Source organism: Rossellomorea marisflavi (assembly GCF_009806575.1).
GTDB lineage: Bacteria > Bacillota > Bacilli > Bacillales > Bacillaceae_B > Rossellomorea > Rossellomorea marisflavi_A.
Genome location: NZ_CP047095.1, coordinates 854,160 through 878,230 on the forward strand (window position 1 = coordinate 854,160; position 24,071 = coordinate 878,230).

The 24,071-nt window shown below is 46.7% G+C and carries 29 protein-coding genes; 21 read left to right on the plus strand and 8 right to left on the minus strand.

Annotated features, from left to right (window positions below):
* Window positions 1-36: 36 nt before the first annotated feature.
* Window positions 37-1,410, plus strand: a complete 1,374-nt coding sequence (locus D5E69_RS04565; RefSeq protein WP_159129289.1) for a hemolysin family protein — start codon at window positions 37-39, stop codon at window positions 1,408-1,410.
* A complete protein-coding gene (locus D5E69_RS04570) occupies window positions 1,411-2,472 on the plus strand; it encodes a hemolysin family protein (protein ID WP_159129290.1) in 1,062 nt (353 codons plus the stop codon).
* A gap of 58 nt (window positions 2,473-2,530) precedes the next feature.
* On the opposite strand, the gene D5E69_RS04575 is transcribed toward D5E69_RS04570, so the two are convergent.
* Window positions 2,531-2,899 (minus strand): hypothetical protein, encoded by a 369-nt coding sequence (locus D5E69_RS04575; protein WP_159129291.1) that lies wholly within the window; start codon window positions 2,897-2,899, stop codon window positions 2,531-2,533.
* A gap of 96 nt (window positions 2,900-2,995) precedes the next feature.
* On the opposite strand from D5E69_RS04575, the gene D5E69_RS04580 reads away from it, so the two are divergent.
* Window positions 2,996-3,145, plus strand: a complete 150-nt coding sequence (locus D5E69_RS04580; RefSeq protein ID WP_159129292.1) for a hypothetical protein — start codon at window positions 2,996-2,998, stop codon at window positions 3,143-3,145.
* 37 nt (window positions 3,146-3,182) lie between these two features.
* Window positions 3,183-3,335 carry a hypothetical protein gene (locus D5E69_RS04585; RefSeq protein ID WP_159129293.1) on the plus strand — a complete coding sequence of 51 codons (153 nt, stop codon included), beginning with the start codon at window positions 3,183-3,185 and terminating at the stop codon, window positions 3,333-3,335.
* A 48-nt stretch (window positions 3,336-3,383) separates the two neighbouring features.
* Here the strand turns inward: D5E69_RS04585 and D5E69_RS04590 are convergent, their stop codons facing one another.
* From D5E69_RS04590 to D5E69_RS04615, 6 genes are all read right to left on the minus strand, one after another.
* The gene (locus D5E69_RS04590; protein WP_159129294.1) at window positions 3,384-4,190 is read right to left on the minus strand and encodes a hypothetical protein; all 807 of its coding nucleotides are present in this window, start codon (window positions 4,188-4,190) and stop codon (window positions 3,384-3,386) included.
* A 12-nt stretch (window positions 4,191-4,202) separates the two neighbouring features.
* Window positions 4,203-4,622 (minus strand): PH domain-containing protein, encoded by a 420-nt coding sequence (locus D5E69_RS04595; RefSeq protein ID WP_159129295.1) that lies wholly within the window; start codon window positions 4,620-4,622, stop codon window positions 4,203-4,205.
* Window positions 4,623-4,691: 69 nt separating this feature from the next.
* A complete protein-coding gene (locus D5E69_RS04600) occupies window positions 4,692-5,072 on the minus strand; it encodes a hypothetical protein (RefSeq protein WP_048015372.1) in 381 nt (126 codons plus the stop codon).
* A gap of 82 nt (window positions 5,073-5,154) precedes the next feature.
* Window positions 5,155-5,472 (minus strand): DUF3784 domain-containing protein, encoded by a 318-nt coding sequence (locus D5E69_RS04605; protein WP_063190944.1) that lies wholly within the window; start codon window positions 5,470-5,472, stop codon window positions 5,155-5,157.
* A 157-nt stretch (window positions 5,473-5,629) separates the two neighbouring features.
* Complete coding sequence (locus tag D5E69_RS04610; RefSeq protein WP_159129296.1) at window positions 5,630-6,652, minus strand: DUF4179 domain-containing protein; 1,023 nt, start codon at window positions 6,650-6,652, stop codon at window positions 5,630-5,632.
* Window positions 6,645-7,178 carry a sigma-70 family RNA polymerase sigma factor gene (locus D5E69_RS04615; protein ID WP_159129297.1) on the minus strand — a complete coding sequence of 178 codons (534 nt, stop codon included), beginning with the start codon at window positions 7,176-7,178 and terminating at the stop codon, window positions 6,645-6,647. The genes D5E69_RS04610 and D5E69_RS04615 overlap by 8 nt, the downstream gene beginning before the upstream one ends.
* Window positions 7,179-7,425: 247 nt before the next feature.
* Between D5E69_RS04615 and D5E69_RS04620 the strand changes: the two genes are divergently transcribed.
* On the plus strand, window positions 7,426-7,794 hold the full coding sequence (locus D5E69_RS04620) for a hypothetical protein (protein ID WP_159129298.1): 369 nt from the start codon (window positions 7,426-7,428) through the stop codon (window positions 7,792-7,794).
* A gap of 217 nt (window positions 7,795-8,011) precedes the next feature.
* The gene (locus tag D5E69_RS23790; protein WP_269430706.1) at window positions 8,012-8,146 is read left to right on the plus strand and encodes a hypothetical protein; all 135 of its coding nucleotides are present in this window, start codon (window positions 8,012-8,014) and stop codon (window positions 8,144-8,146) included.
* A gap of 76 nt (window positions 8,147-8,222) precedes the next feature.
* Here D5E69_RS23790 and D5E69_RS04625 read toward each other — a convergent pair whose 3' ends face one another.
* Complete coding sequence (locus D5E69_RS04625) at window positions 8,223-8,669, minus strand: hypothetical protein (protein ID WP_159129299.1); 447 nt, start codon at window positions 8,667-8,669, stop codon at window positions 8,223-8,225.
* A gap of 142 nt (window positions 8,670-8,811) precedes the next feature.
* Between D5E69_RS04625 and D5E69_RS04630 the strand changes: the two genes are divergently transcribed.
* The 15 genes from D5E69_RS04630 to D5E69_RS04700 all read left to right on the plus strand — a co-directional run bounded on the left by D5E69_RS04630 (window position 8,812) and on the right by D5E69_RS04700 (window position 24,000).
* Window positions 8,812-9,057 carry a hypothetical protein gene (locus tag D5E69_RS04630; RefSeq protein WP_187427161.1) on the plus strand — a complete coding sequence of 82 codons (246 nt, stop codon included), beginning with the start codon at window positions 8,812-8,814 and terminating at the stop codon, window positions 9,055-9,057.
* Between the two features lie 192 nt (window positions 9,058-9,249).
* Window positions 9,250-10,239 carry an ABC transporter substrate-binding protein gene (locus D5E69_RS04635; RefSeq protein ID WP_159129300.1) on the plus strand — a complete coding sequence of 330 codons (990 nt, stop codon included), beginning with the start codon at window positions 9,250-9,252 and terminating at the stop codon, window positions 10,237-10,239.
* Between the two features lie 63 nt (window positions 10,240-10,302).
* Entirely contained in the window at window positions 10,303-11,409 is a 1,107-nt protein-coding gene (locus D5E69_RS04640; RefSeq protein ID WP_159129301.1) for an ABC transporter ATP-binding protein, read from the plus strand.
* Window positions 11,402-13,063: an ABC transporter permease gene (locus tag D5E69_RS04645; RefSeq protein ID WP_159129302.1), complete on the plus strand. Its 1,662-nt coding sequence runs from the start codon at window positions 11,402-11,404 to the stop codon at window positions 13,061-13,063. Before D5E69_RS04640 ends, D5E69_RS04645 begins: the two co-directional genes overlap by 8 nt.
* A 14-nt stretch (window positions 13,064-13,077) precedes the next feature.
* Complete coding sequence (locus D5E69_RS04650) at window positions 13,078-13,905, plus strand: hypothetical protein (RefSeq protein ID WP_159129303.1); 828 nt, start codon at window positions 13,078-13,080, stop codon at window positions 13,903-13,905.
* 64 nt (window positions 13,906-13,969) lie between these two features.
* Entirely contained in the window at window positions 13,970-15,640 is a 1,671-nt protein-coding gene (locus D5E69_RS04655; RefSeq protein WP_159129304.1) for a sensor histidine kinase, read from the plus strand.
* 2 nt (window positions 15,641-15,642) lie between these two features.
* Window positions 15,643-16,416: a response regulator transcription factor gene (locus D5E69_RS04660; RefSeq protein WP_048013803.1), complete on the plus strand. Its 774-nt coding sequence runs from the start codon at window positions 15,643-15,645 to the stop codon at window positions 16,414-16,416.
* Between the two features lie 133 nt (window positions 16,417-16,549).
* Window positions 16,550-18,304 carry a dihydroxyacetone kinase subunit DhaK gene (gene dhaK / locus D5E69_RS04665; RefSeq protein WP_159129305.1) on the plus strand — a complete coding sequence of 585 codons (1,755 nt, stop codon included), beginning with the start codon at window positions 16,550-16,552 and terminating at the stop codon, window positions 18,302-18,304.
* Between the two features lie 134 nt (window positions 18,305-18,438).
* Complete coding sequence (locus tag D5E69_RS04670) at window positions 18,439-18,924, plus strand: LURP-one-related/scramblase family protein (protein ID WP_048005466.1); 486 nt, start codon at window positions 18,439-18,441, stop codon at window positions 18,922-18,924.
* Between the two features lie 225 nt (window positions 18,925-19,149).
* The gene (locus D5E69_RS04675; protein ID WP_159129306.1) at window positions 19,150-19,431 is read left to right on the plus strand and encodes a YwqI/YxiC family protein; all 282 of its coding nucleotides are present in this window, start codon (window positions 19,150-19,152) and stop codon (window positions 19,429-19,431) included.
* Window positions 19,432-19,442: 11 nt separating this feature from the next.
* Complete coding sequence (locus D5E69_RS04680; RefSeq protein ID WP_159129307.1) at window positions 19,443-21,380, plus strand: T7SS effector LXG polymorphic toxin; 1,938 nt, start codon at window positions 19,443-19,445, stop codon at window positions 21,378-21,380.
* A gap of 4 nt (window positions 21,381-21,384) precedes the next feature.
* Window positions 21,385-21,864, plus strand: coding sequence for an immunity protein YezG family protein (locus D5E69_RS04685; protein WP_048016394.1), 480 nt, complete (start codon window positions 21,385-21,387; stop codon window positions 21,862-21,864).
* A 96-nt stretch (window positions 21,865-21,960) separates the two neighbouring features.
* Window positions 21,961-22,131 carry a hypothetical protein gene (locus D5E69_RS04690; protein WP_159129308.1) on the plus strand — a complete coding sequence of 57 codons (171 nt, stop codon included), beginning with the start codon at window positions 21,961-21,963 and terminating at the stop codon, window positions 22,129-22,131.
* A gap of 20 nt (window positions 22,132-22,151) precedes the next feature.
* Window positions 22,152-22,439 (plus strand): hypothetical protein, encoded by a 288-nt coding sequence (locus D5E69_RS04695; protein ID WP_159129309.1) that lies wholly within the window; start codon window positions 22,152-22,154, stop codon window positions 22,437-22,439.
* Between the two features lie 233 nt (window positions 22,440-22,672).
* Window positions 22,673-24,000 (plus strand): IS3 family transposase gene (locus D5E69_RS04700; RefSeq protein ID WP_430757492.1). Its coding sequence is split into 2 segments (ribosomal slippage): window positions 22,673-23,051 and window positions 23,051-24,000, totalling 1,329 coding nucleotides; the frame shifts between segments, so codons are not numbered across the junction.
* The last annotated feature ends 71 nt before the right edge of the window (window positions 24,001-24,071 follow it).

Consider the following 24,071-nt stretch of genomic DNA (forward strand, 5'->3'; position numbering starts at 1 on the left):
ATTTTGTGGAGGTGAATCCCTCATCAGGGGGATGAATTGGACATATATATCATATCAAATATCGTGTTGTTACTTGTATTGCTTGGATTGACGGCGTTCTTCGTGGGAGCGGAGTTCGCGGTGGTGAAGATCCGTTCGTCGAGGATCGACCAGCTGATCGCCGAGGGGAATAAGAAGGCGGTCATCGCGAAGAAGGTCGTGCAGGATCTCGATTATTATCTCTCAGCGTGTCAGCTCGGGATCACGGTGACGGCACTCGGCCTCGGGGCATTCTCGAAGCCGTTCGTCAAAGAACTGATGGGGCCGGTATTCAACTGGCTCAGCGTATCGGACGGAGTCGCATCCGTCATCTCATACGGGATTTCCCTCGCCGTCGTCACGTATCTGCACGTGGTGATCGGGGAGATGGCACCGAAGACCCTTGCCATCGAGTTCTCGGAGAAGGCGACCATGCTTCTCGCTTCGCCGCTCTACTGGTTCGGAAAGGTGATGTATCCGTTCATCCAGGTGCTGAACGGCACGTCCCGGTTGTTCCTGAAGATGTTCGGGGTGCCGGCAGCGAATCATGAGCAGGTGTACTCGGAGGAAGAGCTGAAGATCATCATGGCCCAGAGCTTCCAGGGCGGTGAGATCGACCAGACCGAATTGAAGTATATGGAGAACGTGTTCTCCTTCGATGAACGGGTGGCCAAGGATATCATGGTGCCGAGGACCGATCTCATCACGATCGACCAGAACATGGAGCCGGCGGACATCATCGCCCTCATGGATGAGCATAACTACACGCGTTATCCCGTCGTGGAAAACGGCGATAAAGATAAGATCCTCGGAATCGTGAATGCGAAAAAACTGCTCAACCACATCGTGGCCGGGCGGGAGATCGTCCTTGAAGACTTCATCCGCGACGTGCCCCATGTGGTGGAAGTCACACGTATCCAGGAAATCTTCAAGCGGATGCAGAAGGATCGCATCCATATGACCGTCGTCATGGACGAATACGGCGGAACCGCCGGGATCCTCACGATGGAAGACGTCCTGGAAGAGCTTGTCGGGGAAATCCGCGATGAGTTCGATGCAGACGAGGTGGCGGACATCCGCAAGAGCGGGGAAGACGATTACCTCATCAACGGTCGCGTGCTCCTTGATGATCTCGAAGACCGCTTTGGACTCGAGTTCGAAGGCAGGGAGGACATCGACACCATCGCCGGCTGGATCCAGTCCCAGAGCTTTGACGGACTGGAGGAAGGGCAGCGCATCACCCAGGGCACTCACGCCTGGACGGTGGCAGAGCTCGATAATTACCAAATCAAGCAAATCCTGTTTCAACCGGATAAAGGGGAAAGAGAACATGATGATTCCCATCCCCTCATGAATTCACTGGAGGTGAACCCCTCAGGAAGGGGGAGCTAATTGGACGGTATGATCACACTTAACTTAATTTTGATCGTTGTATTCATCGGATTGACGGCCTTCTTCGTCGGCGCGGAATTCGCCATCCTGAAAGTGAGGATGTCGAGGATCGACCAGCTCATCGCCGAAGGCAACAAGAAAGCGAAGATCGCGAAGAAAGTCGTGGAAGGGCTGGATTATTATCTGTCCGCCTGTCAGCTCGGGATCACCATCACGGCCCTCGTACTCGGGGCCCTCGGTGAGCCGACGGTCCAGAAGATCCTCGAGCCGGTGTTCGTCGAACTGAACGTCCCGGCCGCCATGATCACCGTGCTCTCGTACGCCATCGCACTATCGGTCGTTTCGCTACTTCACGTCGTGATCGGCGAGCTCGCACCGAAGACCCTCGCCATCCAGTACGCGGAGAAGATGACACTTCTCCTGGCACCGCCCCTGTATTGGTTCGGCAAGGTCACGAGCCCGTTCATCAAGGTGTTGAACGGCTCGGCACGCGTTCTCCTGAGAACATTCGGCGTCCGGCCGTCGGGGCATGACACGGCCCACTCCGAGGAAGAGCTCAAGCTCATCGTCGCCCAGAGCTTTGAAGGCGGCGCGATCAACCGGACGGAGCTCGACTACCTGAAGAACATCTTCGCTTTTGACGAGCGCGAGCTGAAGGACATCATGATCCCGGCGAGCCGCATGATCACCCTCGAGAGGCATCAATCCCTCGACAGCATGATCACCGTCATCGACCGTCACGAATACACGCGCTACCCGGTCCACGACCGCACCAAAGGCGACGCCGGCCAGTTCATCGGCTTCATCAACACGAAGGAAATGATGACTGCCATCGCCGCCGGACGAAAAGGGGATATCAAGGACTACATCCACGACATCCCGCGCTTCAAACAGACCGCATCGATCAAGGAAGTATTCCTCAAGATGCAGCAATCCCGCACCCACATGGCCGTCGTCACTGACAGCACCGGCAAGCCGGTCGGCCTTGTGACCATGGAGGATATCCTGACAGAGATTGTTGGGGAGATCCGTGATGAAGTGGATGGGGTTGTGGGGACGTAATATGAATGTTTTAGAATAGAGGAAACCCCCATCTTCGCTTAGAGGATGGGGGTTCATGCTATTTGATGCCCAGATTTTCTATATAATCATCTTTTTCAAAGACCTTTTCATCTCGGTCGAAGATGTCATATCGCTCTTCTTCGGGAATATAGTCATAGCTCCCTTGTTCATTCCGTTGATATAACGCTTCTGCACTCACGTCCGGCTCCGGTTCAAAAAAGAGACTGATGTACTGCCCCTTCCCATATACAACGATTCCCGTGTCCTCCCTTTTCAAACGGAATTCTCCGGCAATCCGGTCCTTTTCGAGGGCCAGTACTTGCTTGATGGCTGGATCATACTGCGCTTTTTTCCTTTCTGCTGAACGTTGGCATCCAGATAGGAGGAGCACCATGATCACAATGAGAAACATCCATCTCCTTTTCATTCCCTCATCCCCTTTTACCCATTTTATAAGGTTCTTCCAATAAACACCATCACTATGTTACCCTGATGATACGTGTTGCTGGATAGGAGGGTATGGATGAAGAAGAATCAGATTGGTAAACTGGTCGCTTTCAGCGTTCTTTTCGGTTATTTTATCAGCGGAATCATCGGGTCGTATGCATGGCTCATCTCGATTGCGCCCCTGATGTTCTTTGTGTCTTATGGAGCCAATCGAGCGATGGACTGACGGAATGTTTCCCATACTGCCAGGGTCGTTTCGGTAAATGCCATCCTCCATCCTGATCATGGCAACCGTGGGATGTGTCGTGTGGGTGGATGATGTATTCGCAGGTATCGGGATGGCCCTTGGGACGGCTGTGGTATTGACAGCCAGTGTCATCGGCCTTGTTACGAGGGAAGCGGGGAACGTATCTTGAATTTCGTAATAAACGCATGTAGGGAGTGCCGCTACATGCGTTTTTGACTTATTCTTCTTTATACTGGCGGACCAATTCTTCAAACTTGTCGGCATATTTCTGAATCTTTGCTGCATCTTTCCCGGATGACAAGAAGGGCTTCCGTTTCCCGCAGATCAGCACGTCTTTCTCATCGCGGTTCTCTAATTGAATGTAGGGCTTCAACGCGTAGCCTTCGACGTGTGGGAGCTTGGCCACCAGCCACGCAAGCTGCTCCGTTGTGTAGTGGTTGGTCGGTGAGTTCATGACTTCCAGATTTGGCATCGTGGTAAACACTGATATGTCCTCATCTTTGATCTTCTTGCCTGAGAAGGTGAATTCCTTCAAGCGTGAGCCCTCCAGCGGCTTCAGGTCATCCAGCACACTCGCTGGCCAGACGGCATCACCGAAGTGGAGCCGTTCCAGGGCAGGGGCTTTCTGGATCCCATCAAGTGAATGAAGTCTGGTGAAGTCGCTGATGGAAAGACCTTTTAATGCGTGATTCCCCGTCATATCCCACATCTTCGTGATCCGCTGATTATGGAAATACCCGATGAATTCCACATCCTTCAGGGTGGAAAGACTGGACCAGTCCTCCACGAGCTTATTTTTCCAGAATAGAATGGCCTTGAATTTGTGGGCATGGTGTTGGACGAAGTAGTCGAATGTATCCTGCTTCAGGCCAGAGATCATCACCCGCTCCACTCCTTCCCATTCTTCTATGAGATTGATCTCGTCACGTGTGATGTAGCCTCCGGTGATGTCGCTATTTTTCTGCTCCACCCTTTTGTAGAGATCAGTGGAATGACAAAGCATATAAAACTCTTCCGTATTCATCTGTATCCCTCCTTAGCTAGTAAGCTGTTCACACCGTTCGGACAAGACCTGGATGAACCCATCCCGATCCTTGGGTGAAATCAGCACCATATCGTAGGTATTGTACGAAATCTCAAGCCTTTTGAGGGAAAGGGCAGGACTTGATAAAGGATTGCTCGTTTTCTTGACGGAGGTGATCCTGTCTAATGGAATTCTCTTTTTGAAAGGACCATATCGGATGATCAAATGGTTATCGCTGAACAGATAATACGTGGTAAGGCACCCCCATAATATAAACAGGGGAAGCAGCACGCAGGAGAGTAGTAGAAAAATCACTTCCCAAAAGGAAGAAGATTCATAGAACATAGCATAAAGGCCGATTCCGATGGTGCCGAGCATGCTTCCCCAGATGAGGATGGCGAGCCACAGGTCTACTTTTGATGGGTATTTCAATGGCAGTTCCTCCTTGTGATGGTCAGGGTAAGTAACGTTCAATTTGTGGTGAAGGGGGAGGTAGTCAATCTACTTTTTGAGTGGCAGTCTCGGCTCTTCGTCTTGGTAGATGGAATAACTTGTTCCTATCAATTCCATTTTTGTACATTTATCATCACTGCATGAGAATAGATGGGTTTCCTTATCTGTGCGCACACTAGTCATCATATTGTAGGGGAATCTGCCTCCTTTATTTTTGTCAATCCCCCTCTCGATAGCGATGACCTTTTCTGCTTTAGCTATATCCTTGTACTCTTCACTTTCGACTGTCTTTTGAACCATCTCCCCAAGAATGATTGCTTCTTCGGAGGTCGGCTCGTATGGGCGATCAAACAAAAGCCATTTTCCCCCTATGTACAGGTTTACTCCTACACTTACAATCAGTAAGGTTAGAACAATCTTAGTTTTCATCTGTATCCTCCAATTGACTTCTGTTTTTATGTCTCTATAAGTATTAAATGGATTACTTCGGAATGCAATATTTGCTAGTAAACTAGGAGCCACTACTTTTTTTATTCAATGACTGTGAACAAAACGTTAACACAACGACCCCCATTGTGAGCCTTATGCCGAATAGGGCTCCTGCATAAGAGCCGATGAATTCCAATGCAAAAGGGAGGATGACAGTCAGGATCCCGCTTGCCAAGCAGAAGATGCCGTAGGCCCTGGCGAGTCGGTCCTTGTCTCCCTTGAACTTCTTTTCATCGTATCCGGCGATGAAGGTGAGGTCTTTTTTGTACCAGATCAGATAGGCGGATCCGAATAGGAATAAGCTTGCAAACAAACAGCCAACAAGTGTGCCCCACAACATATCATCGCCTCCTTGCTTTATTTACGTCGGGAATGAATGAGAAGTTTCATTTATGGGTGATAAAGAGGGAGAAGATTCCAATCTGGGTCAGAGGTATTCAGCAAGAACGACAGAAAGCCGGGTTCCGTTGAAATTGGAATCCGGCTTTGTTCTTTTATTAGTTTTGGGGCTTAAGATTCTTTAAAGGAATAAGCAGTTCAAGTTCATCCAACTCCTTACCATACACACCCTGATTTTGTTCACTAGGCTTCAGTGTAAGAGACCTTGGCACTTCATCCATCGGAGGCAGCGTCAGCACCATATGATGGCCTTTCGTCCCTTCGGCCATGCCGGTTTGCAGCTTCATGCCATCGTAGACGCGGCCTTGGTCGTCGACGACGGTGTATTCGAACCATGGCCAGCGGTCGTTTTCGTCCAGTTCCTTCGGATAGTCGACGGAGAGGTCGATCCGGGTTGAGAGTGGAGAGAAGGTCACGTTGTCGGCAGTGATTGCATACATTCCGTTGTCGGTTTTCGCAGTGGCATCAGGGGAGAAGGCAGTGACGTCACGCTTTATTTTCTCAAGGGGGAAAGCCACATTCCACTGGCCCTCATAGCCAAATAGGTTGTCTCCTTGGACTTCGATATCAATCGCATCACCATACTCATCCAAGTTGGAGAGGGTATACTGGTGGTGCTCGATGATGGTGTTCGGCTTTATATCATCTTGCCCTGTTGAGCCGATTGCCGGTTTGATGGGCTGGCCGTTGATGGTGATTTCCTGTCGCCCGGCTTTTTCTTCTTTCAGCGTCACGCCTTTTGCGCCGGTGTACACGACCGTGACGATGAGGCGGTTGCCGTCATAAGCGGCTTCTTTTACTGTCATGGTGAGCCCGTTGTGGCTGTCCTGTTTGTCGATGGGGGTGGCAAGGTGATCCTGTTCGATTTTATCCGATGCAATGTCCCTGAAATCCTTATAGATCGGACTGAGGAGAGGGATGCTCGACAATGCTTCCGCCATGCCCGTCGATACAAACCCCGAGCCGAGTAGAGAGAGGCATACGCCGCACGCCACCATGAGGGAGCGCATCGTCGTCTTTTTCACGTTCCTTTTTCGCTTCGCTTGCAGCATTGCTTCCTTTTCCCTTGCCACAAGCTTCTCAACGGGTACAGATATGTTTTCGAATAGATCCTTATTCATACAGATAGCCCTCCTTTAATATCGGTCTCAGCTGTTTTTTCGCACGATTCAAATGTGACTTTACCGTTCCTTCCGGGGACTTCATGAGCGCCGCAATCTCCTTCGTGGTCAGGTCATGGTAGTACCTCAGTAGAACAATCGTTTTTGCCGTCGGATTCAGCGAGGTAAAGGCCTCCGTGAGATCCATGGAATGCAGGCTCGAATCGGCATTCTCGGATGAGAGGAGCCCGGCAAAGACATTTTCATCATCGGTCGTGAAATGGCGTGACTCCTTCCGGATGAAATCGATCGCCTTGAAAACGAGGATCTTCGTAATCCAGCTCGAAAACTGTTCGGGCTTCTTCAACGTGTGGATGGAGGTGAAAGCGGTATAGATCGCCTCCTGATAGATGTCCAGGGCGTCCTGTTCATTCCGGACGTATACATATGCCGTCCGGTACAGCTTTTCCCTGACAGAACCAATGAGCAGTTCAAACGATTCATCATCGCCTTTTTTGGCCTTTTTCACTAATGATGCGATATCCATGTGCGTTCTCCTTTCTGTTACGTTATATAGTCGTGTGTGGTGGTCTATTTGGTTGCAAGGGTGTGTGAGGTGCGATCATTTTTTACTAGATTCGGATGGTTCCTTCATTGTTTTATCGGAGCGTTTCCTGTGTTTTATAACTAACTAGCTATAAGGGGCTTGAGTTTATGAAATCAAACGCGTCCGTGCCCTCGTCACATTTTTGACGATCCCTATGTATGGTAAAGACAGAAGGGAGAGGTGTGACATGACGAATTGTATCGTATGTAAAAATGAGATCGGGCTGTACCTCCGCGTGAACAATGAGGGGATATCGTTTTGTTCGGATGAGTGCTCTGAGGGTGCTGCTAATTCTCCGGATGATAGGGATCACCCGTACATTGATGACTATGATGCGATAAGGTGGGAGTACATTGCCTGTACGAATCTATACGATTCCGAAGCCGGGGAGGAAGAAATCGAAGCACTGCAGGAGCGGATCGAATCGGCGCTGGATGAGTTCTGGGAATATACGGCTCTTGAAGGGGGAGACGGGATGTTTGCACGGGAGATATATCGTTATTGGCAAGAGCTTGAGGAACTGGGGGAGAAGATTCGGTTGGGTAGAGATTGCTAAAGCATCCTCCATTTTCTACTCTTTGGTAAAAATAGGAGCACAATCGATTGTGAATGTGTTACCATATAATTACATAATATGGAATGCACAGAGACTACTAGAATGGAGAAGGCGAATGGAATTTACGGAGTATCTCAGGAACAAGCACCAACTCAAAAAGGGATAACGCAAACTGCGGGAAATATCAGTCGGTCAGTATGAAAGCCGGCTGATCAATATGGAGAGGGAGGGCATCTACAGGGGAGAGCAAGTGATCGATGACGAACTGGAAACCCGGCTTTCAAAGCGATACAAGGACTGGAAGACGTATCGGCGTACGATCCGGTTCTTTATTGATTCCAAGGGGTATTGACGTTGGTTTGGGTAGATCACCACACAAAAAGTCTTGGAGGTACCAAGCTTCTTCGTGTGGTAAGGTTCTGCCCCCGTTACCCTTTCCGGACCCTGACCTCCACATACCCCGGCTCCGTCGTCACCGTCATATACTCATTCTGATACTCGTCTTCCTCACTCCACGGAACGATTACGGATGAAATCTCATTCTCGTTTTCGTCTATGTAATAGATGTGAGTGAGATCAGGATAAAGCAGAAGGCGGCCGAGTATGTTCGGGCGGTCTGCCACATGATTGCTGTCAGGATTTTGCGTGTAGCCGCCAAGGGGATGATCGGATTTGGCCGGAGAGTAGGACAGTTCCGATGCGTCCTCATAGGAGATGTGCATCAGCACTTCATCCGTAAAGAACTGATCGTATTGGGTATGGCGGTCATCGTTTTTTACCAGAGGACCGAACTCCAGCTTTAAAAATCGGTCAGGTTTCAGGATGATGGATTCGACGTTTTCGAATACGAGTTCTATGTATGCGGGGGTTGTCATGTAGAGACCTCCTTGAGTCGTTCATCTTTGTCGAGACAGAAAATATAAAAAGGAATTTTTTTCTTTTATTAGAATGATTGTATCATAACGCTGAAGAGAATGAGGGGAAGAATTGATAATCGAGATCTTTGCCAATCTCTGCATGTCGATGGTCAGCTTCATGAAGGGCGACCCGACGGAAGAGAAAATTGAGAGGAATATCATAGAGCTTCAGGCAAGGGAATGGTTCAGGGAACTGTACACACAAAACGAACGCTTTATCCAAACCGATGAAAACATCCGCCATATCATCGGGACTGTGAAAGTGGAGAAGGTCTTCCAAAGCGAGTGGAAAGAAGAGAGATTGAAAGGTGACATCATCGAAGCATTGGCTGGTCAGCCGGTTTAGTGGTGCATGGGGACGATTCCCATGCACCATTTTTTTGACGCAACGAAACCGTCCCTATGTGTTCATTTTTCCGGATATTCTGGGTTGGATTTCGGATTGTGGGTGGGTAGGGATAGGTTTAAAGTAGAGATAAGATCAGTTAAGGGAGTGAAGGAATTGAAAAAACGCACTAGTTTATTTTTATGCCTTATTATGTTAACGCTTACACTTGCCGCATGTTCGTCAGGGGACAAGAAGACCGGAGGCGACTCCAAGGAATTGACGGTGTATTCACCTCATCCGCTCGAATTCACAGAGCCTCTTGTTAAAGACTTTGAAAATGAAACCGGTATCAAAGTAGAGTTGATCTCGGCTGGATCTGGTGAACTATTGAAGCGTGTTGAGTCAGAAAGTAAGAACCCATTATCGGATGTCCTCTGGGGAGGTTCAATCTCTACGTTGAGCTCCAAGAAAGACTTGTTTGAGAAATATGAGTCTTCTAATGAAGAGGATGTCATTGATTCCTATAAGAATACGGATGGATATATTACACGTTTCTCTGTTGTTCCAAGTGTCATCATGGTGAATACGAACCTGATCGGTGATGTGAAGGTGGAAGGCTATCAAGACCTCTTGAACAAAGAACTAAAAGGGACGATTGCGAATGCGGATCCTTCCAAATCTTCATCTTCATTCGAGCACCTGATCAACCAGCTATATGCAATGGGTGAAGGTGTACCGGATGACGGCTGGGACTATGTGTCTGACTTTGTGAAAAATCTCGATGGGAAGCTATTAAGTGGTTCGTCCGCAGTGTACAAAGGGGTAGCAGATGGTGAGTATACGGTTGGACTGACGTTTGAAGAAGCAGCACTGAACTATGTGAAAAATGGGGCACCTGTGGAAGTCGTCTATCCTGAAGAAGGAACGATTGCGAAAGCTGATGGAATGGCCATCATCAAGGATGCCAACAACTTGGAGAATGCCAAGAAATTTGTGGACTATGTAACGGGAAAAGAAGTGCAACAGAAAATCACGTCTGAATTGAACCGTCGTTCGGTCTTGAAGGGGATCGAAATCGATCCCAACTCAGGAATGAAAGACTTAAACGATGTGAAAGTCATCAAGGACGATGAAGAATGGTCCAATGATAATAAAGAGGAATTGCTGAGCAAATACAAGGACATCTTTACAAGCAATTAAGATGCATAGGCCGCCTCCCTCACGAAGAGGAGGCGGTCCTTTTTAAACCAGGGGGAATGAGACATGCCGACTCAAATCACGTTTAATGATGTAACCAAGAAGTACGGAGATACAACGGTCATTGATGGGCTTTCATTGGATATCAAGGAAGGAGAACTGTTTACACTGCTGGGTCCTTCAGGTTGTGGGAAAACCACGCTACTCAGGATGATTGCAGGGTTCCACAGTGTAGATGGGGGAGAGATCTCGTTTAACGAACAGGTGATCAATGAGATCCCGGTCAATAAGCGGGACATTGGAATGGTGTTCCAAAGCTACGCCATCTTCCCGCATATGACGGTGAAGGATAATATAAAGTATGGGCTGAACGCACGGAAGCTTCCGAAAGATGAAAAATCCAGACGGCTGGAGGAAATCCTGGAGACGGTTCAGATCACCCAATATCAGGACCGGCTTCCGGCACGACTTTCCGGAGGGCAGCAGCAAAGGGTGGCACTCGCCCGTGCAATCGTCATTCATCCGAAGGTTCTGCTCATGGATGAGCCCCTGTCCAACTTGGATGCCAAATTGAGAATTGATATGCGCCGTGCTATCAACGAGATTCAGAAGAAGATTGGCATCACGACGGTATACGTTACCCATGACCAAGAGGAGGCACTCGCCATTTCCGATCGGATTGCCGTCATGAATCACGGTGAGATCCAGCAGGTCGGTTCTCCCACAGATATCTATCTTCGTCCGGCCAATCAGTTCGTGGCTACGTTCATCGGACACTCGAACTTATTCAGCGGGAAGGTGTCACACCAAGGTGGGAAAACCCTAATTACCTTGGCTGATGGATTCACGTTCGAGATGACGAATCTCAAGAGTGAGGCGAAGGACGGAGCGGCGGTGACGGTTGCCGTCCGTCCTGAGGAATTCATCATTTCAGAATCAGAGGAAGGGATTGATGGGATGGTTACATTCCGGAACTTCCTCGGAAAATATATTCACTATGAGATTCAGCTTCCAGATGGAAGCAAGGTGGAACTCAGTCAGGATACCAACACATCTAAGCACTTCTTTGAAGTGAACCAGACGGTCAAGCTCCAGCTGTTGGTGAACAAGATCAATGTCTTCACAGAGGACGGGGAGCACAGTCTGATTGAAGGGGTTGTGAAATATGAATAAGCGATTCCCTAGATTCAAACTCGACTTCTGGAACATTATGATCATTCTCTGTTTGGCGATCTTCGTCCTGTTCCTCGTCTATCCATTATCATCTTTGATCATCAATAGTTTCAAAAGTCCGGGCTCAGACAGCTTCACGTGGGCCAACTATCAAACATTCTTTGAAAAGAAGTACTACTATGAATCGCTCTTCAACAGTTTCTCCATTACCATTCTGGTCACGATCTTCGCCGTCCTGCTTGGAGTACCCCTTGCCTATCTGATGACGACGATGAAAATCAAGGGGAAAGGGATTCTTGAAATCCTCATCATCATCTCCGTCCTGTCCCCACCGTTTATCGGGGCGTATTCATGGATCCTCCTGTTGGGGAGAAGCGGGGTCGTGTCGACGTTCTTCAAGGAACATTTTAATATTCAAACCCCGAGTATTTATGGGTTTGCGGGCATTCTGATCGTCTTCACCTTCAAGCTGTTTCCATTCATCTATCTGTATGTATCAGGGGCATTGAAGAAAATGGATTCGTCCCTGATCGAGGCAGCTGAAAGTCTAGGGACGACCGGGATGAAAAAAGTCTATACGCTCATCCTACCGCTGATTTTGCCAACGATTCTTGCAGGGTCTCTCCTTGTATTCATGAATGCACTCGCTGATTTCGGTACACCGATGCTGATCGGCGAAGGCTTCTCCACGATGCCGGTCCTGATCTACTCTGAGTTTATCAGCGAAGTCGGAGGCAATGCGTCATTTGCCGCGGCGCTCAGTACCATCATGATCATCATTACCGCCATCATCTTCATCGGTCAAAAATACATTGTGAACAAGAAGTCGTTTGAAATGAGCTCGTTGCGCCCTATCAAACCTGTGAAAGTAAAAGGGTTCAGGAATGTAGTGGCACATCTCTTCATCTATGTAACGATTGCCATCGCCATCATTCCTCAAATCACGGTCATCTACACGTCATTCTTGAAGACGCAGGGATCGATCTTTGTCCCTGGATTTTCACTGGACAGCTATATCACCGTGATGGATCGTATGGGAGATTCCATCATGAATACGTTCGTGTACGGACTGATTGCCATCATCATCATCATTATCCTTGGGATGTTGATTGCCTATGTTTCCGTGCGACGGAAGAATTTCTTCACATCCCTTCTCGATACAATTGCGATGTTCCCATACATCATTCCGGGGTCGGTTCTTGGGATCACCTTATTGGTTGCGTTCAATGACGAACCATTGTTGCTGAGTGGTGGAGCAGCCATCATGATCATCTCGTATGTAATCAGGCGGTTGCCGTATACGATGCGTTCGAGTGCGGCCATCATCTATCAGCTGAGTCCAAGTCTCGAGGAAGCATCAATCAGTCTCGGCTATTCGCAACTTCGTACCTTCCTGAATGTAACGGCGAAATTGATGATGCCGGGGGTGCTTGCCGGTGCACTTCTCAGTTGGATCACCGTCATCAACGAACTGAGTTCCTCGATTATCCTCTTCACGGGAAGTACAAGGACGATGTCTGTGGCCATCTACTCCGAGGTCATCCGGGCAAGTTACGGGACGGCCGCCGCATTATCCACGATCTTGACGGTCACGACGATCATCACGTTGATCATCTTCTTTACATTCAATAAGACCAAGGAAATCAGTATTTAGAGAGGCGGAAGAGAATGACATACACTGTAGTGGAATCCTACACCCACGCCAAGACAGGGCGGGAAGAAGATAACGAAGACCGTATTGTGACTGTGCCCGGTTTTGCGGCGGTGATCGATGGCATGACACCCCAGGATAAGAGTCTTTATTCCGGAGTATCCCCTGCCCTGATCTGTACTGAGCGGCTATCCGAGTGCATCGGGCGCTTCGATCGGGATATATCTTGCCATGATGCCGTTACGGCTCTGACGGACTGTATCGCGGATTACTACCGGGAACATCACATTCTCGAAGATGTCAGCAGCCATCCCCATAAGCGCATGGGGGCCAATATCATCCTGTACAGCGACCATCGCAAGGAAGTGTGGTTCGTCGGGGACTGTCAGTGTTCCATCGACGGGGTGGTGACCACGAATGAAAAGCTCGTAGATCAATTGATGACAGATATGAGGATCACCATTCTCAGGAGCTATCTGGAAACGAGAAACGTCGGGGACTTGTATGAAAAAGATCTCAGCACCCTGCACATCCAGCCGTTTCTACGACAGCAGTACCATCACCAGAACAACCAAACGGATTCACCACTGGCCTACACCGTCATCGATGGCTTCCCGGTCATTCGGGATCAGGTGAAAGTGATCAATGTGAAAGAGGCAAAAGACGTGATCTTGGCAAGTGACGGGTATCCCGTCCTGAAGGAAGACCTTGCCCAAACCGAAGCGGCCCTCTCTCACTTACTCAAGAACGATCCCCTATGCTATTTTCTGAAGCCAAACACAAAAGGGCTAGAGAAAGGGAAAGATTCGTTTGACGATCGGGCTTTTTTAAGAATGAAAGTGTAGTCAGGTTGTAGAGGGACTCTTATAATAAGAGATACAATGCTTCCAATAAGTTGGTGTGATCATCATGATAGGAAACACAACGATTAACAAACTGTATCGTGAGAAACTAAGCCGGTCCCTGCTCCTGTTTGCGATTATCCCTACGATTCTCGTAACGGGAGTTTTCTTTCAACTATTCTTCATGATTATCAATGAAATCAGCGATCGGGAACTTACCAGTCAAAACAAGGAATTATCTTCGTTTTTGTCGAGTGAAATCACGTCGTACAAAAAAGAGATTCAAGCCCTTCAAGAAGATCCCAGGCTGTCCCGGGTGTTCCAGACGAATGACGTGCATAACGACATTTACAAGGAACTCTATCAAGTGGTCACCGATCACCAACTGAAGAGTAACTTTTATATTGTCGATGTAGAAGGGAATATTCTTTTAACGAATGCCTATAAGGATAACACGGCACAGATTTATTATGATAAGTATCTGACAAAGGTCAATAAGAATCAGAATAGAGACATTACCTTTTATAATGAAAAGGATAATCATGCGGCAGATTTCACCTTCTTAAAGATGACGGCACCAATCTACGATGGCAATAAGGTAAGCGGATTCATCATCTTTGATCTGCAGTCCAATCAGTTGAGGCGATTCTATGAGAATATGAATTATACAGATATCGTCATTACCGATCCCTTCGGCAACCAGCTATTCTCATCGAAACGATCCCTGATCCTGGATAATGGCAAGATCGGTGTGCTATCCAAGAAGGGGTATCATACCGTTTCCTCATCCATTGTGAAGGATGAATTCATTGTTCACTCTATCCGCTATGAAGGACTGTTACAAAAGGGGTTCTTTTTCGGATTCCTTGGCCTATTCGTCATTTGTGGTCTGATGGTGATCATCACGAGGCTCTTTGCCATTAGCATCGCCCGGAAGAAAACGAAGTCCATCGATACTCTCCTTTCGACGATTCAGGACGTCAATGAAGGAAGGTATAAAGGCTATCACCAACTGGAGGAAGAAGATGAATTTGAAACGATCAATTATTATCTTCATGACATGATCCTTTCCAAGAACCTTCTTCTTTCAGAGAATAAAGAAATCCACATTCGGAAGACGGAGGCCGAGATCAAGCAGCTTCAGATGCAATTCAATCCGCATTTCCTCTTCAACACGCTGGAAAACATCAAATTTATGATCCGCATGAATCCTTCATCTGCCGAGGAGCTTCTATTAAAGTTATCCTCGATCCTTCGCTACTCAATCGATAATACGGATCAGGACAGCCCGTTGAAGGATGATATCAAGTATATTTACGATTACCTCAATATCCAGAAGGCAAGATTTGAAGAACGATTGAATTTCTCCGTGGAGATACCGGAAGAACTGGGAACCACTCCGATACCGAAGTTGATTATGCAGCCCTTGGTGGAGAATGCAGTGAAATATGGCATTGATCATGTCGATCATCTGCTGATCAAGATCAAGGCATCCAGAATAGGGGATAAGCTCGTGATCATGATATCAGATACAGGAAGTGGATTCTCGCAGTCCCGGTTACAGGAAATCAGAGACTTGTTACACACTACTCAAAATCCCTCCAACCATATCGGGATCTACAATGTGCACAGACGAATCCAATTGAAATATGGACGATCGTATGGAGTGAGAGTATTTAGTGAAGAGAACAAAGGAAGCCTTCTATTGATCACCATTCCTTTTAGAGAGGAAGAGTAACGATGCTGACATTAGTCATTGTGGAAGATGAACGTATTATACGGCAGGGTTTGATCTACACCATTGACTGGACCAGTCTCGGTATCACCATCGTAGGGGAGGCGAGTAATGGGGCAGAAGGGCTAAAGAAAATCAAGGAAGTCAAGCCGGACATCGTGTTGACCGATATCAAGATGCCAGTCATGGATGGTATCCAGATGCTTGAAGAAGCGGCAGGTTTCCATGAATGTGAGAAATTGATCCTCACGAGCTACAGTGACTTCTCATACGCACAGAAGGGGATCCGTCTGGGGGTCTATGACTATATCTTGAAGCCTGTAGATGATCGAATCCTGCATGAGACTTTTCAAAAATTAACAAAGAAAATGATAGACCAGCAGAAGGATAAACAGAAAACCCAAACGATCTCCTATTACCAAGAATTGCTCGATAAGGATCTGAGCCATCATTCGAACCAATATGTAACCCAGTGTGTGTCATTCATCAAGGAACATTACCAAGAGAAACTGTCCAACGAAGATATCTCGGAATCATTGAGTGTCAGCACGAGTTACCTCAGCCGAGTCTTTAAGAAGGAAACGAACCTGACCATCATGGATTACCTAAACCGCTACCGGATCATGAAGGCCATCTCTCTCCTGCAAACCGAGAACTACCGCATCTATGAGATCGCAAATGATGTAGGATTCTCAGACTACAAACACTTCAGTACCGTATTCAAAAAGTATTTCTCCACCTCTCCAGGCGATTTCATGGCGAGAGGGAAAACCAGATGACGCATGGGGACGGTTCCCATGCGTCACTTTTTTGGTGAGCAGGAACCGCCCCTATCCGCCATGCGTTACGCTTTCATTTTAATCCACCCAGTGAGATAATTTACCCAACGACAATCTCAAGGAGGCGTTGGATGTGAAGAAGGTGTTGAATAAGCCTGAGGACTTGGTGGTGGAGATGTGCAAGGGGATGGCGCTTGCTCATCCGGAGCTTGAGTTCATGAAGAAGTACAAGGTGATGAAGAAGAAGGAACTGAATGAAGAGAAGGTCACGTTGATCAGCGGCGGTGGTAGCGGACATGAGCCGGCCCATGCGGGTCTTGTGGGGAAAGGGATGTTGGATGCGGCCGTGTGCGGTGACGTGTTTGCCTCGCCTTCGCAGATCCAGGTGTATCAGGCGATCAAGGCGACGGCCGGGAAGAAGGGTGCCCTGCTCATCATCAAGAACTACAGCGGGGATATCATGAACTTCAAGAACGCTGCCCACCTGGCCTCAGAGGACGGCATCGAGGTGGAATACGTCAAGGTCGACGATGATATCGCGGTGGAAGACAGCCTGTATACGGTGGGACGCCGGGGTGTTGCCGGAACCGTGTTCGTACATAAAATCGCCGGTGCGGCGGCTGAGGAAGGCAGGAGTCTCCAGGAAGTGAAGGCCGTGTCGGAGAAGGCGGCGAAGAGCGTCCGCAGCATCGGATTCGCCCTGACCTCCTGCACGGTGCCGGCGAGCGGATCGCCTACGTTCAAGCTCGCCGATGATGAAATCGAGTACGGCGTCGGCATCCATGGTGAACCCGGTACGCGTCGTGAAAAGGTCGCATCCGCCGATGAGCTGGCAGAGCGCATGGTGGATGATCTACTGAAAGACATGAAGCTTGATGGCGACTCAACCGAGCTTGCCGTCATGGTGAATGGCTTTGGAGCCACTCCCCTGCAGGAACTCTATCTATTCAATAACTCTGTCACCCGCATCCTTTCGGAGAAAAAGATCGCAATCAACCGTGCCTTCGTCGGCAACTATATGACGAGCATCGATATGGCGGGCGTGTCCCTGACCTTCATGAAACTCGATGATGAACTGCGCACGCTGCTGTCGAGTGAAAGCTTGGCTCCAGCGTTCAGGGTGGACGGACCGGTGCCAGGGGTCGAGTACATCGATTTCGGGGAAGAGGAAGAATCGACTCCTATATCCTTCGAGGTGGAAACAGCGGTTGAGCATGCGGAGATCAAGGATAAAAAGGTATCCCTCCAGAACATGATCTACCTCGTGGACAAGATGAGCGACGTCATCATTCGGAATGAAGTACCATTCTGTGAGCTCGATTCCCACGCTGGGGACGGGGATTTCGGCATGAGCGTCTCGAAGGGCTTCAAGCAGCTGAAACGGGAGTGGAAATCGATCTTGGACCAAGACCCACTCACCATCGGAAGCTTCCTCGACGCAAGCTCCATGGTCATCATGGAATACTGCGGCGGGGCGTCCGGTCCAATCTGGGGATCCGCCTTCCGCGCAGCAGGGAAATCAGCCGGTGACCGAACCGAACTGACCGTGTCAGAATTCGCCGATATGCTGCAGGCGGCGGTGAAGGGCATCCAGGATACAGGCGAGCGATCCTTCGGAAGGGGAGCGGATGTGGGCGACAAAACCCTCATCGACGCCCTCGTCCCCTGTGCGGACGCCTGGTCGGACAGCGCATCAAACGGAGACGACGTCAAAGCGGCGTTTGAAAAAGGAGCAGCGGCCGCAGTAGAGGGAGCCGAGAAAACCAAGGACATCGTCGCCCGGATGGGACGCGCCGGAACCGTCGGCGAACGCAGCCTGGGTCACCCTGATGCCGGTGCCTATGCCCTCGGAGTCATCTTCACGGAACTATCTGAGAGTCTGACGTAATAAGTAGTGGCGTATGGGGGCGGTCCCCATGCGCCACTCTTTTGACGCACCGGAACTGTCCCCATGCCACAAATGAAACCAACCTGGGCAATCATTCGTATAAACTAGTAGCACATAGGATGGAGGAAGATAGCATGAGTCAGCTGTATATGAAGCAGAAGGTTTTTAGTATAGGCGAGAAGTTCACGGTGAAGGACCAAGACGAGCGGGATCGGTATTATGTGGAGGGCAGCTTCATGCGGTTTCCGAAGACGTTCTCCATTATGGATGTTGGTAGGGAAGAAGTAGCCTTGATTACGAAGAAGATGCTGAGCTTTCTGCCAACGTTTTTTGTCGAGGTAGATGGTAAAGAGGTCTTAACGATCAAGAAAGAGCTTTCCTTCTTTAAACATCGCTACACAATTGATGCTGCAGGGATCGAAGTGAGGGGAAACTGGTGGGATATGAATTTCCAGGTCCTCGAACACGGCGAAGTCGTAGGAGATGTAGCCAAGGAGTGGTTTTCCTGGGGAGACAGCTACAGGGTGAACGTACACAAGGAAAACATGGAGAAAGTCATGATTGCCCTGGTGGTAGCGATTGATTGCGTGAAGGCTGATGAAAAATCATCAAATAACTAGAAGCGTGGAGACGGTCTCCATGCTTCTTTTTTTTTGCCTTCTGTGCCAGATTCCTAAGTAAATACCAAACACAAGACCAATGAACCGTAATAAAATACCCATTTTTGTTAAAAGTCTGGTTATTAGTGGTATATAACTGGTATTGATGGTACGATATTGAACAAATTGGAATTTAATTGGATGAATAGAGTGGGTAACTAGATTCAGATAGAAAGGACCGATCACATGGGTACGGAGATTAAGATTCACTATGAAGAGGCGGAAGCAGCACTGTCAAAGTTACGTCAGTCAGTCGATTCCTGGGACACATCATTTCCGAAAGAGATTGGCGGAGAGAATAAGCTTGAAGTCATCAACAAGCTGAACGAGCTCAATGCGCAATGCCAGAAAATGCTCGAGACCTACCAAGAACTCCTACTGGACAACCAGCAAACATCGAAACAATCAGTTGAAGACATGGAAGATACCGATCAAAGCCTCCATTCCATGATCTCCATGGGCCGATAAGGGGGGACTCTATGAAAATACTAGACGTAGACGGCTTTCAAAAGGGAATAACAGAAATAGAGGAAACCTTATCTTCTCAGAAAAAACAGGTGAAGCAGATCGAGAAGACCATACAGGGCGTGACAGATCTAGAGGAGGCAATCAAGGGAAAAGGTGGAAACGCCATCCGGGATTTTTACCGCAGTAAGCACCTTCCCCTAATTGAACAGTATCAGACATTTCTATCCGACTACCAATCCGTCATTAAGCAAATGAATGACGCACTTCAGAACCTGGAGCCAGCACCTGATGGGTTTATGAATGAAGGATTCTTGGAAAATGAATTGGAAGCAGGTCTTCGCCTCGCGAAGCAAACAACCGAACAACTCACAAGTGATGCCAACAATACGATACGAAGTGTATCCGACATCGTCACGCTTCCAAAGATTGAGGACGAAAACTGCGTGCAATATGTGGTCAAAGCTGAGAAGGAAATCGACCAAAGCATTGAAAAGCTGTATGAGTTCGACCATGCTCAAACCGCTTCACTCTCATCACTTCAAGGGCAGGTCGATGCCTTGGAGAAACATATCATGCAGCTAAGTCCGGTTTTCAAAAAAATGGATTTCAACCCAGTTTTATTACCTACAAAGGAGTTTAAGAGTAAAAAAGTAGAAGATATTGCATCAGAGCTCAGTGAATTTAAGATCAACCCTCATAATCCAGCGGATAGTGCTGCCATTCTGGAGGGTGGTCTATTGGCACTCACTGATATCGTTATTGACCTCGTTGATACTCTTTATTACATGGTCTCTGATCCGTTTGGGTTTGCCCAGGGTATGTTTAACGCAGTCATCCATCTGGACGAGACAATTAAATATCTGTGGAATGATGTGAAGCAATCCTTTGAGGAAGAATTCATCCATGGAGACCAGAGAAGCAGAGTGAGGTTTATTTCCTATTCTGGAGTCTATATTGCTGCCTCTATTTATGGAGTGAAAGGTACAGAGAAAGTCGGTACAGTAAGCAAGGCAGGAAGGATCAGTAATGCTAGTAAAAAAGGGACCAAGCAAAACATTCCCTACAATGTCATGAACACGACTGCAATAAAGGCTGCTGCCCACGACGGAATTAAAAACTTCTTTGATTTATCGAAGGACGCCAATCGTCAACTGCATTCTTCGGAAATCGGTAAAAAGGCAAAGGAAGTAAACACGTACTCAGGAAAAATTAATGATACGATTGGAAAGTCAAAAAATGTCTTGAATTCGGAAAAGTTTAGCACCAAAATGGAGAAAACGTATCAAAAAGTGGTATCAGGACCAGTTTCAAAAGCTGTTAATTTAGAGGCTTATTCTACGTTTGAGAAGCTAGTGATGAATGAGAATGGGAGCGTAAGGTTTACTGGGATTTCTGGGGATAGTAAGATAGGCACTAAGGGTACAGTTAAAGATAGTATTATAAAAGAAATTAAAGAAATTGATTTCGGAAAACATATAATAAAAGGTAAAAACGGAAAAAAACAGTTACTTCCAAATGCAAAGTATGTAACAAAAGATGATTATAAATATACTACCGATGAACTTGGGCGTATAGTCAATGTTGAGGCTCCTGAACTTATATTAAAAAAGGCTGATAGAAATAAATATGCACAAGCGAATGTAGGAGATAAAGATAGATTATCAGATGATGATGGTGGTCATTTAATAGGAGCTCAATTTAATGGCCCTGCTGATATAGATAATCTAGTACCACAAAATAGTCAGATTAATAGGAGAGGTGGAGTTTGGTATAATATGGAGACAGAATGGGCAAATGCATTAAAAGAGGTGCCTCCTAAGAAAGTCTCCGTTAATATTAAACCAATTTATTCAAGTAACTCAATGCGACCAGATTCATTTACTATAAAATATCAAATTGAAGGACAACGAAAAGTAAGGTTAGTGATACAAAATAAATCAGGAGGTTGAGAATATGAGTTTTGAAAATGAACTAAATGAATTATATAAACAGATAGCTCAGCAAGTTAACGATTTAATTCCAATTGAATGGAGCGACTTTTATTTCAATGGAGAAGTGAAGGATAAAGAAGGGGGGGTATTCTTCTTTTTTACCCCTATTGACAGTAATGAACCAGTTTATTCTCATGATATCCCAGATATATATCCTATAGATGAGAGTGTCCATGATGAAGAGATGCATAAATTGTTTGAACTAACAGTTAAACTGCAACAGGTTTTTATTGATAATGACCAAGAACCTTGGTTTTCAGTGACATTATTACTTAATGCATTGGGAAAACTAAATGTACATTTTGATTATACAAATTGGCATGAAAGTGAATTTGGTCCGGCAGCTAGAATTGAATATTTTGAATATAAATATGTAAGTCAAAATAAAGAACAGCTAAATTTAAAGTTAATAGAGAGAATGAAAAAATTTGAAGAAAAGTAAACAATTAAGCACTTGGTTACCTTTTAGGCAACAGGTGCTTTTGTTTTTGGTGAAGTAGGAACAACATGAATGAGACCAGTTTGAAATTTAGAAATCATGAAGGTAGTACCATCATGGAGTATTGATTTAATATTTGGATTAACTAAAATGGGAAAACAGAGTTATTCAGTAATAATTGACGCTGGAAAAACTATAGGAACATGGGGAGAAAACTTATTAAAGTTTTATTATCTGAAGATGAAGTTATGTTATCAGCTTATCCAATAAAATAGAAAGGTGAGATTATTATGGATGTTTTAGAAGGATTTTTGCAGGCAGAAATCAATACACAGGAGTTATATGAAGATATAATGTCGTTTATAACTTCATATCATATCAGATGTGGAGAATTTGAAGGAAATGAATATATTATAAAAAAAATGGATCAAACAAATTTTATTTTATTTCCGGAATATATAGATGCAGATGGTGAAAGAGAAATAAACGGAGCAATATCAGTTTATAGAAACAACTTAATCAAAGAGATTAATAACTGTGCTCAGGTTAAAGGAATACAAGTAATTGATGTAAATTAGTAGTATCTGAAAAATCCTACTTAACTAATTAAAAGTAAGAAAGTGGTTAAATAATTTAGTGGAGAATATGAAAGAAGGCGTGAAAACAAAGTAGAAGTAAAAAAGTTTAAAGATGACCTTGATTGAACTGAACCCTGAATGGTGGACACTTGATAAAAGACCCCATTTGGGGTTTTTTGTGTTTAGAGATAACGCTATACTATATCTATTCAATTCAGACGGGAGAACTATTTATGAACAGACGTACTTTCAATCCAGATCAAATCAGACAGCTGGAAACAAATCCTCACGTAACCTCGGTATCGGATTGTACCATCCAATACAACGGAGAGTTCAAGGTTCATGCGGTACGCGAGAACTTAGCCGGAAAACGACCAATTGAAATCTTTGAGGAGAGTGGCTTTGACTTATTGGTGATTGGTAAGCAAACGGCGAACGAAGCGTTGAAACGATGGCGCAGGACATATCGAATGTACGGGGAGGAAGGACTCCTGAATGATAGACGTGGAAAATCAAATCTTGGTGGTCGACCAAAACAAGACGAATCCGTTGAACGACGTCTTGCGAAAGCAGAAGCACGGATCAAGTATCTCACGGCGGAGAACGAACTACTAAAAAAGCTCGAAGCTCTCGAAAGAGAGGCGAAACACCGTCACTGACAGCAACTGAGCGATATCAGGCCATCAATATGGTCGTACAGAAATTATCATCCGGTCGGTTCGTCACAGAACTTTGTACGCTTGCCGAGGTGAGTCGCAGCGGCTATTACGCCTGGCTTGCGCGTAGAGACATTGATTCCCTTCGGGAAGAACGTGACTATGCGGATTATCTACTTCTAAAACGTGTTCACGATCGTCACAACGGGAGGCTCGGCTATCGCGGTCTTTACATGGAGATACTTGATCTTAGTGGTGTACCGATGAACCATAAACGTATCCTTCGCCTTATGCGGAAGTTCGGGATCGTGACGAAAATCCGTAGGCAGAACGCCTACCGTAAACTCGCCAAGGCGACGTATGAACATAGGACTGTGCCTAATCACCTGAACCGTCGGTTCAACCAAGAAGAGCCGGGCAAGGTTCTCGTCACAGACATCACCTATCTTCGAATCGGGTCTGGTCAAAATGTCTATCTCTCTTGTGTGAAAGACGTCGCTACACGTGAAATTCTGGCACATCATGTATCGACTAGCCTCCGTATGGAGCTCGTTCTTCATACGACGAAAAAGCTTGAAGAACGACTTCAAGGAAATATCCACCCAGAAGCCATGATACATTCCGACCAAGGATTCCATTATATACATCCTGCTTATCAGGCACGCATCCGTGAGATGGGAATGGTTCAATCTATGTCCCGTCGTGGAAACTGCCTCGACAATGCGCCGATGGAATCATTCTTTGGGCACTTGAAAGATTACGTTGATTATTCATTAGCATCTGACCTCGATGAGGTCTGCGCCATGGTCGACGCATATATTGATTATTACAATTGCGAACGCAGACAATGGAAACTCCAAAAAATGACTCCGGCACAATACCGGAGTCATCTCATAGCAGCTTAAACAATAAAGGTGCTTTTATTAAATTGTCCAAACTATAGGGCTCAGTTCAGATTGGCTAATGCCTTTCAAGG

Coding starts and splice junctions, on each gene's coding strand:
- D5E69_RS04575 (WP_159129291.1), bottom strand. CDS start 2,899: ATGAAAAGGAGATGGATGTTTCTCATTGTGATCATGGTGCTCCTCCTA.
- D5E69_RS04580 (WP_159129292.1), top strand. CDS start 2,996: ATGAAGAAGAATCAGATTGGTAAACTGGTCGCTTTCAGCGTTCTTTTC.
- D5E69_RS04585 (WP_159129293.1), top strand. CDS start 3,183: ATGCCATCCTCCATCCTGATCATGGCAACCGTGGGATGTGTCGTGTGG.
- D5E69_RS04590 (WP_159129294.1), bottom strand. CDS start 4,190: ATGAATACGGAAGAGTTTTATATGCTTTGTCATTCCACTGATCTCTAC.
- D5E69_RS04600 (WP_048015372.1), bottom strand. CDS start 5,072: ATGAAAACTAAGATTGTTCTAACCTTACTGATTGTAAGTGTAGGAGTA.
- D5E69_RS04605 (WP_063190944.1), bottom strand. CDS start 5,472: ATGTTGTGGGGCACACTTGTTGGCTGTTTGTTTGCAAGCTTATTCCTA.
- D5E69_RS04610 (WP_159129296.1), bottom strand. CDS start 6,652: ATGAATAAGGATCTATTCGAAAACATATCTGTACCCGTTGAGAAGCTT.
- D5E69_RS04615 (WP_159129297.1), bottom strand. CDS start 7,178: ATGGATATCGCATCATTAGTGAAAAAGGCCAAAAAAGGCGATGATGAA.
- D5E69_RS04620 (WP_159129298.1), top strand. CDS start 7,426: ATGACGAATTGTATCGTATGTAAAAATGAGATCGGGCTGTACCTCCGC.
- D5E69_RS23790 (WP_269430706.1), top strand. CDS start 8,012: ATGGAGAGGGAGGGCATCTACAGGGGAGAGCAAGTGATCGATGACGAA.
- D5E69_RS04625 (WP_159129299.1), bottom strand. CDS start 8,669: ATGACAACCCCCGCATACATAGAACTCGTATTCGAAAACGTCGAATCC.
- D5E69_RS04630 (WP_187427161.1), top strand. CDS start 8,812: ATGTCGATGGTCAGCTTCATGAAGGGCGACCCGACGGAAGAGAAAATT.
- D5E69_RS04635 (WP_159129300.1), top strand. CDS start 9,250: ATGTTAACGCTTACACTTGCCGCATGTTCGTCAGGGGACAAGAAGACC.
- D5E69_RS04640 (WP_159129301.1), top strand. CDS start 10,303: ATGCCGACTCAAATCACGTTTAATGATGTAACCAAGAAGTACGGAGAT.
- D5E69_RS04645 (WP_159129302.1), top strand. CDS start 11,402: ATGAATAAGCGATTCCCTAGATTCAAACTCGACTTCTGGAACATTATG.
- D5E69_RS04650 (WP_159129303.1), top strand. CDS start 13,078: ATGACATACACTGTAGTGGAATCCTACACCCACGCCAAGACAGGGCGG.
- D5E69_RS04655 (WP_159129304.1), top strand. CDS start 13,970: ATGATAGGAAACACAACGATTAACAAACTGTATCGTGAGAAACTAAGC.
- D5E69_RS04660 (WP_048013803.1), top strand. CDS start 15,643: ATGCTGACATTAGTCATTGTGGAAGATGAACGTATTATACGGCAGGGT.
- D5E69_RS04670 (WP_048005466.1), top strand. CDS start 18,439: ATGAGTCAGCTGTATATGAAGCAGAAGGTTTTTAGTATAGGCGAGAAG.
- D5E69_RS04675 (WP_159129306.1), top strand. CDS start 19,150: ATGGGTACGGAGATTAAGATTCACTATGAAGAGGCGGAAGCAGCACTG.
- D5E69_RS04680 (WP_159129307.1), top strand. CDS start 19,443: ATGAAAATACTAGACGTAGACGGCTTTCAAAAGGGAATAACAGAAATA.
- D5E69_RS04685 (WP_048016394.1), top strand. CDS start 21,385: ATGAGTTTTGAAAATGAACTAAATGAATTATATAAACAGATAGCTCAG.
- D5E69_RS04690 (WP_159129308.1), top strand. CDS start 21,961: ATGAAGGTAGTACCATCATGGAGTATTGATTTAATATTTGGATTAACT.
- D5E69_RS04695 (WP_159129309.1), top strand. CDS start 22,152: ATGGATGTTTTAGAAGGATTTTTGCAGGCAGAAATCAATACACAGGAG.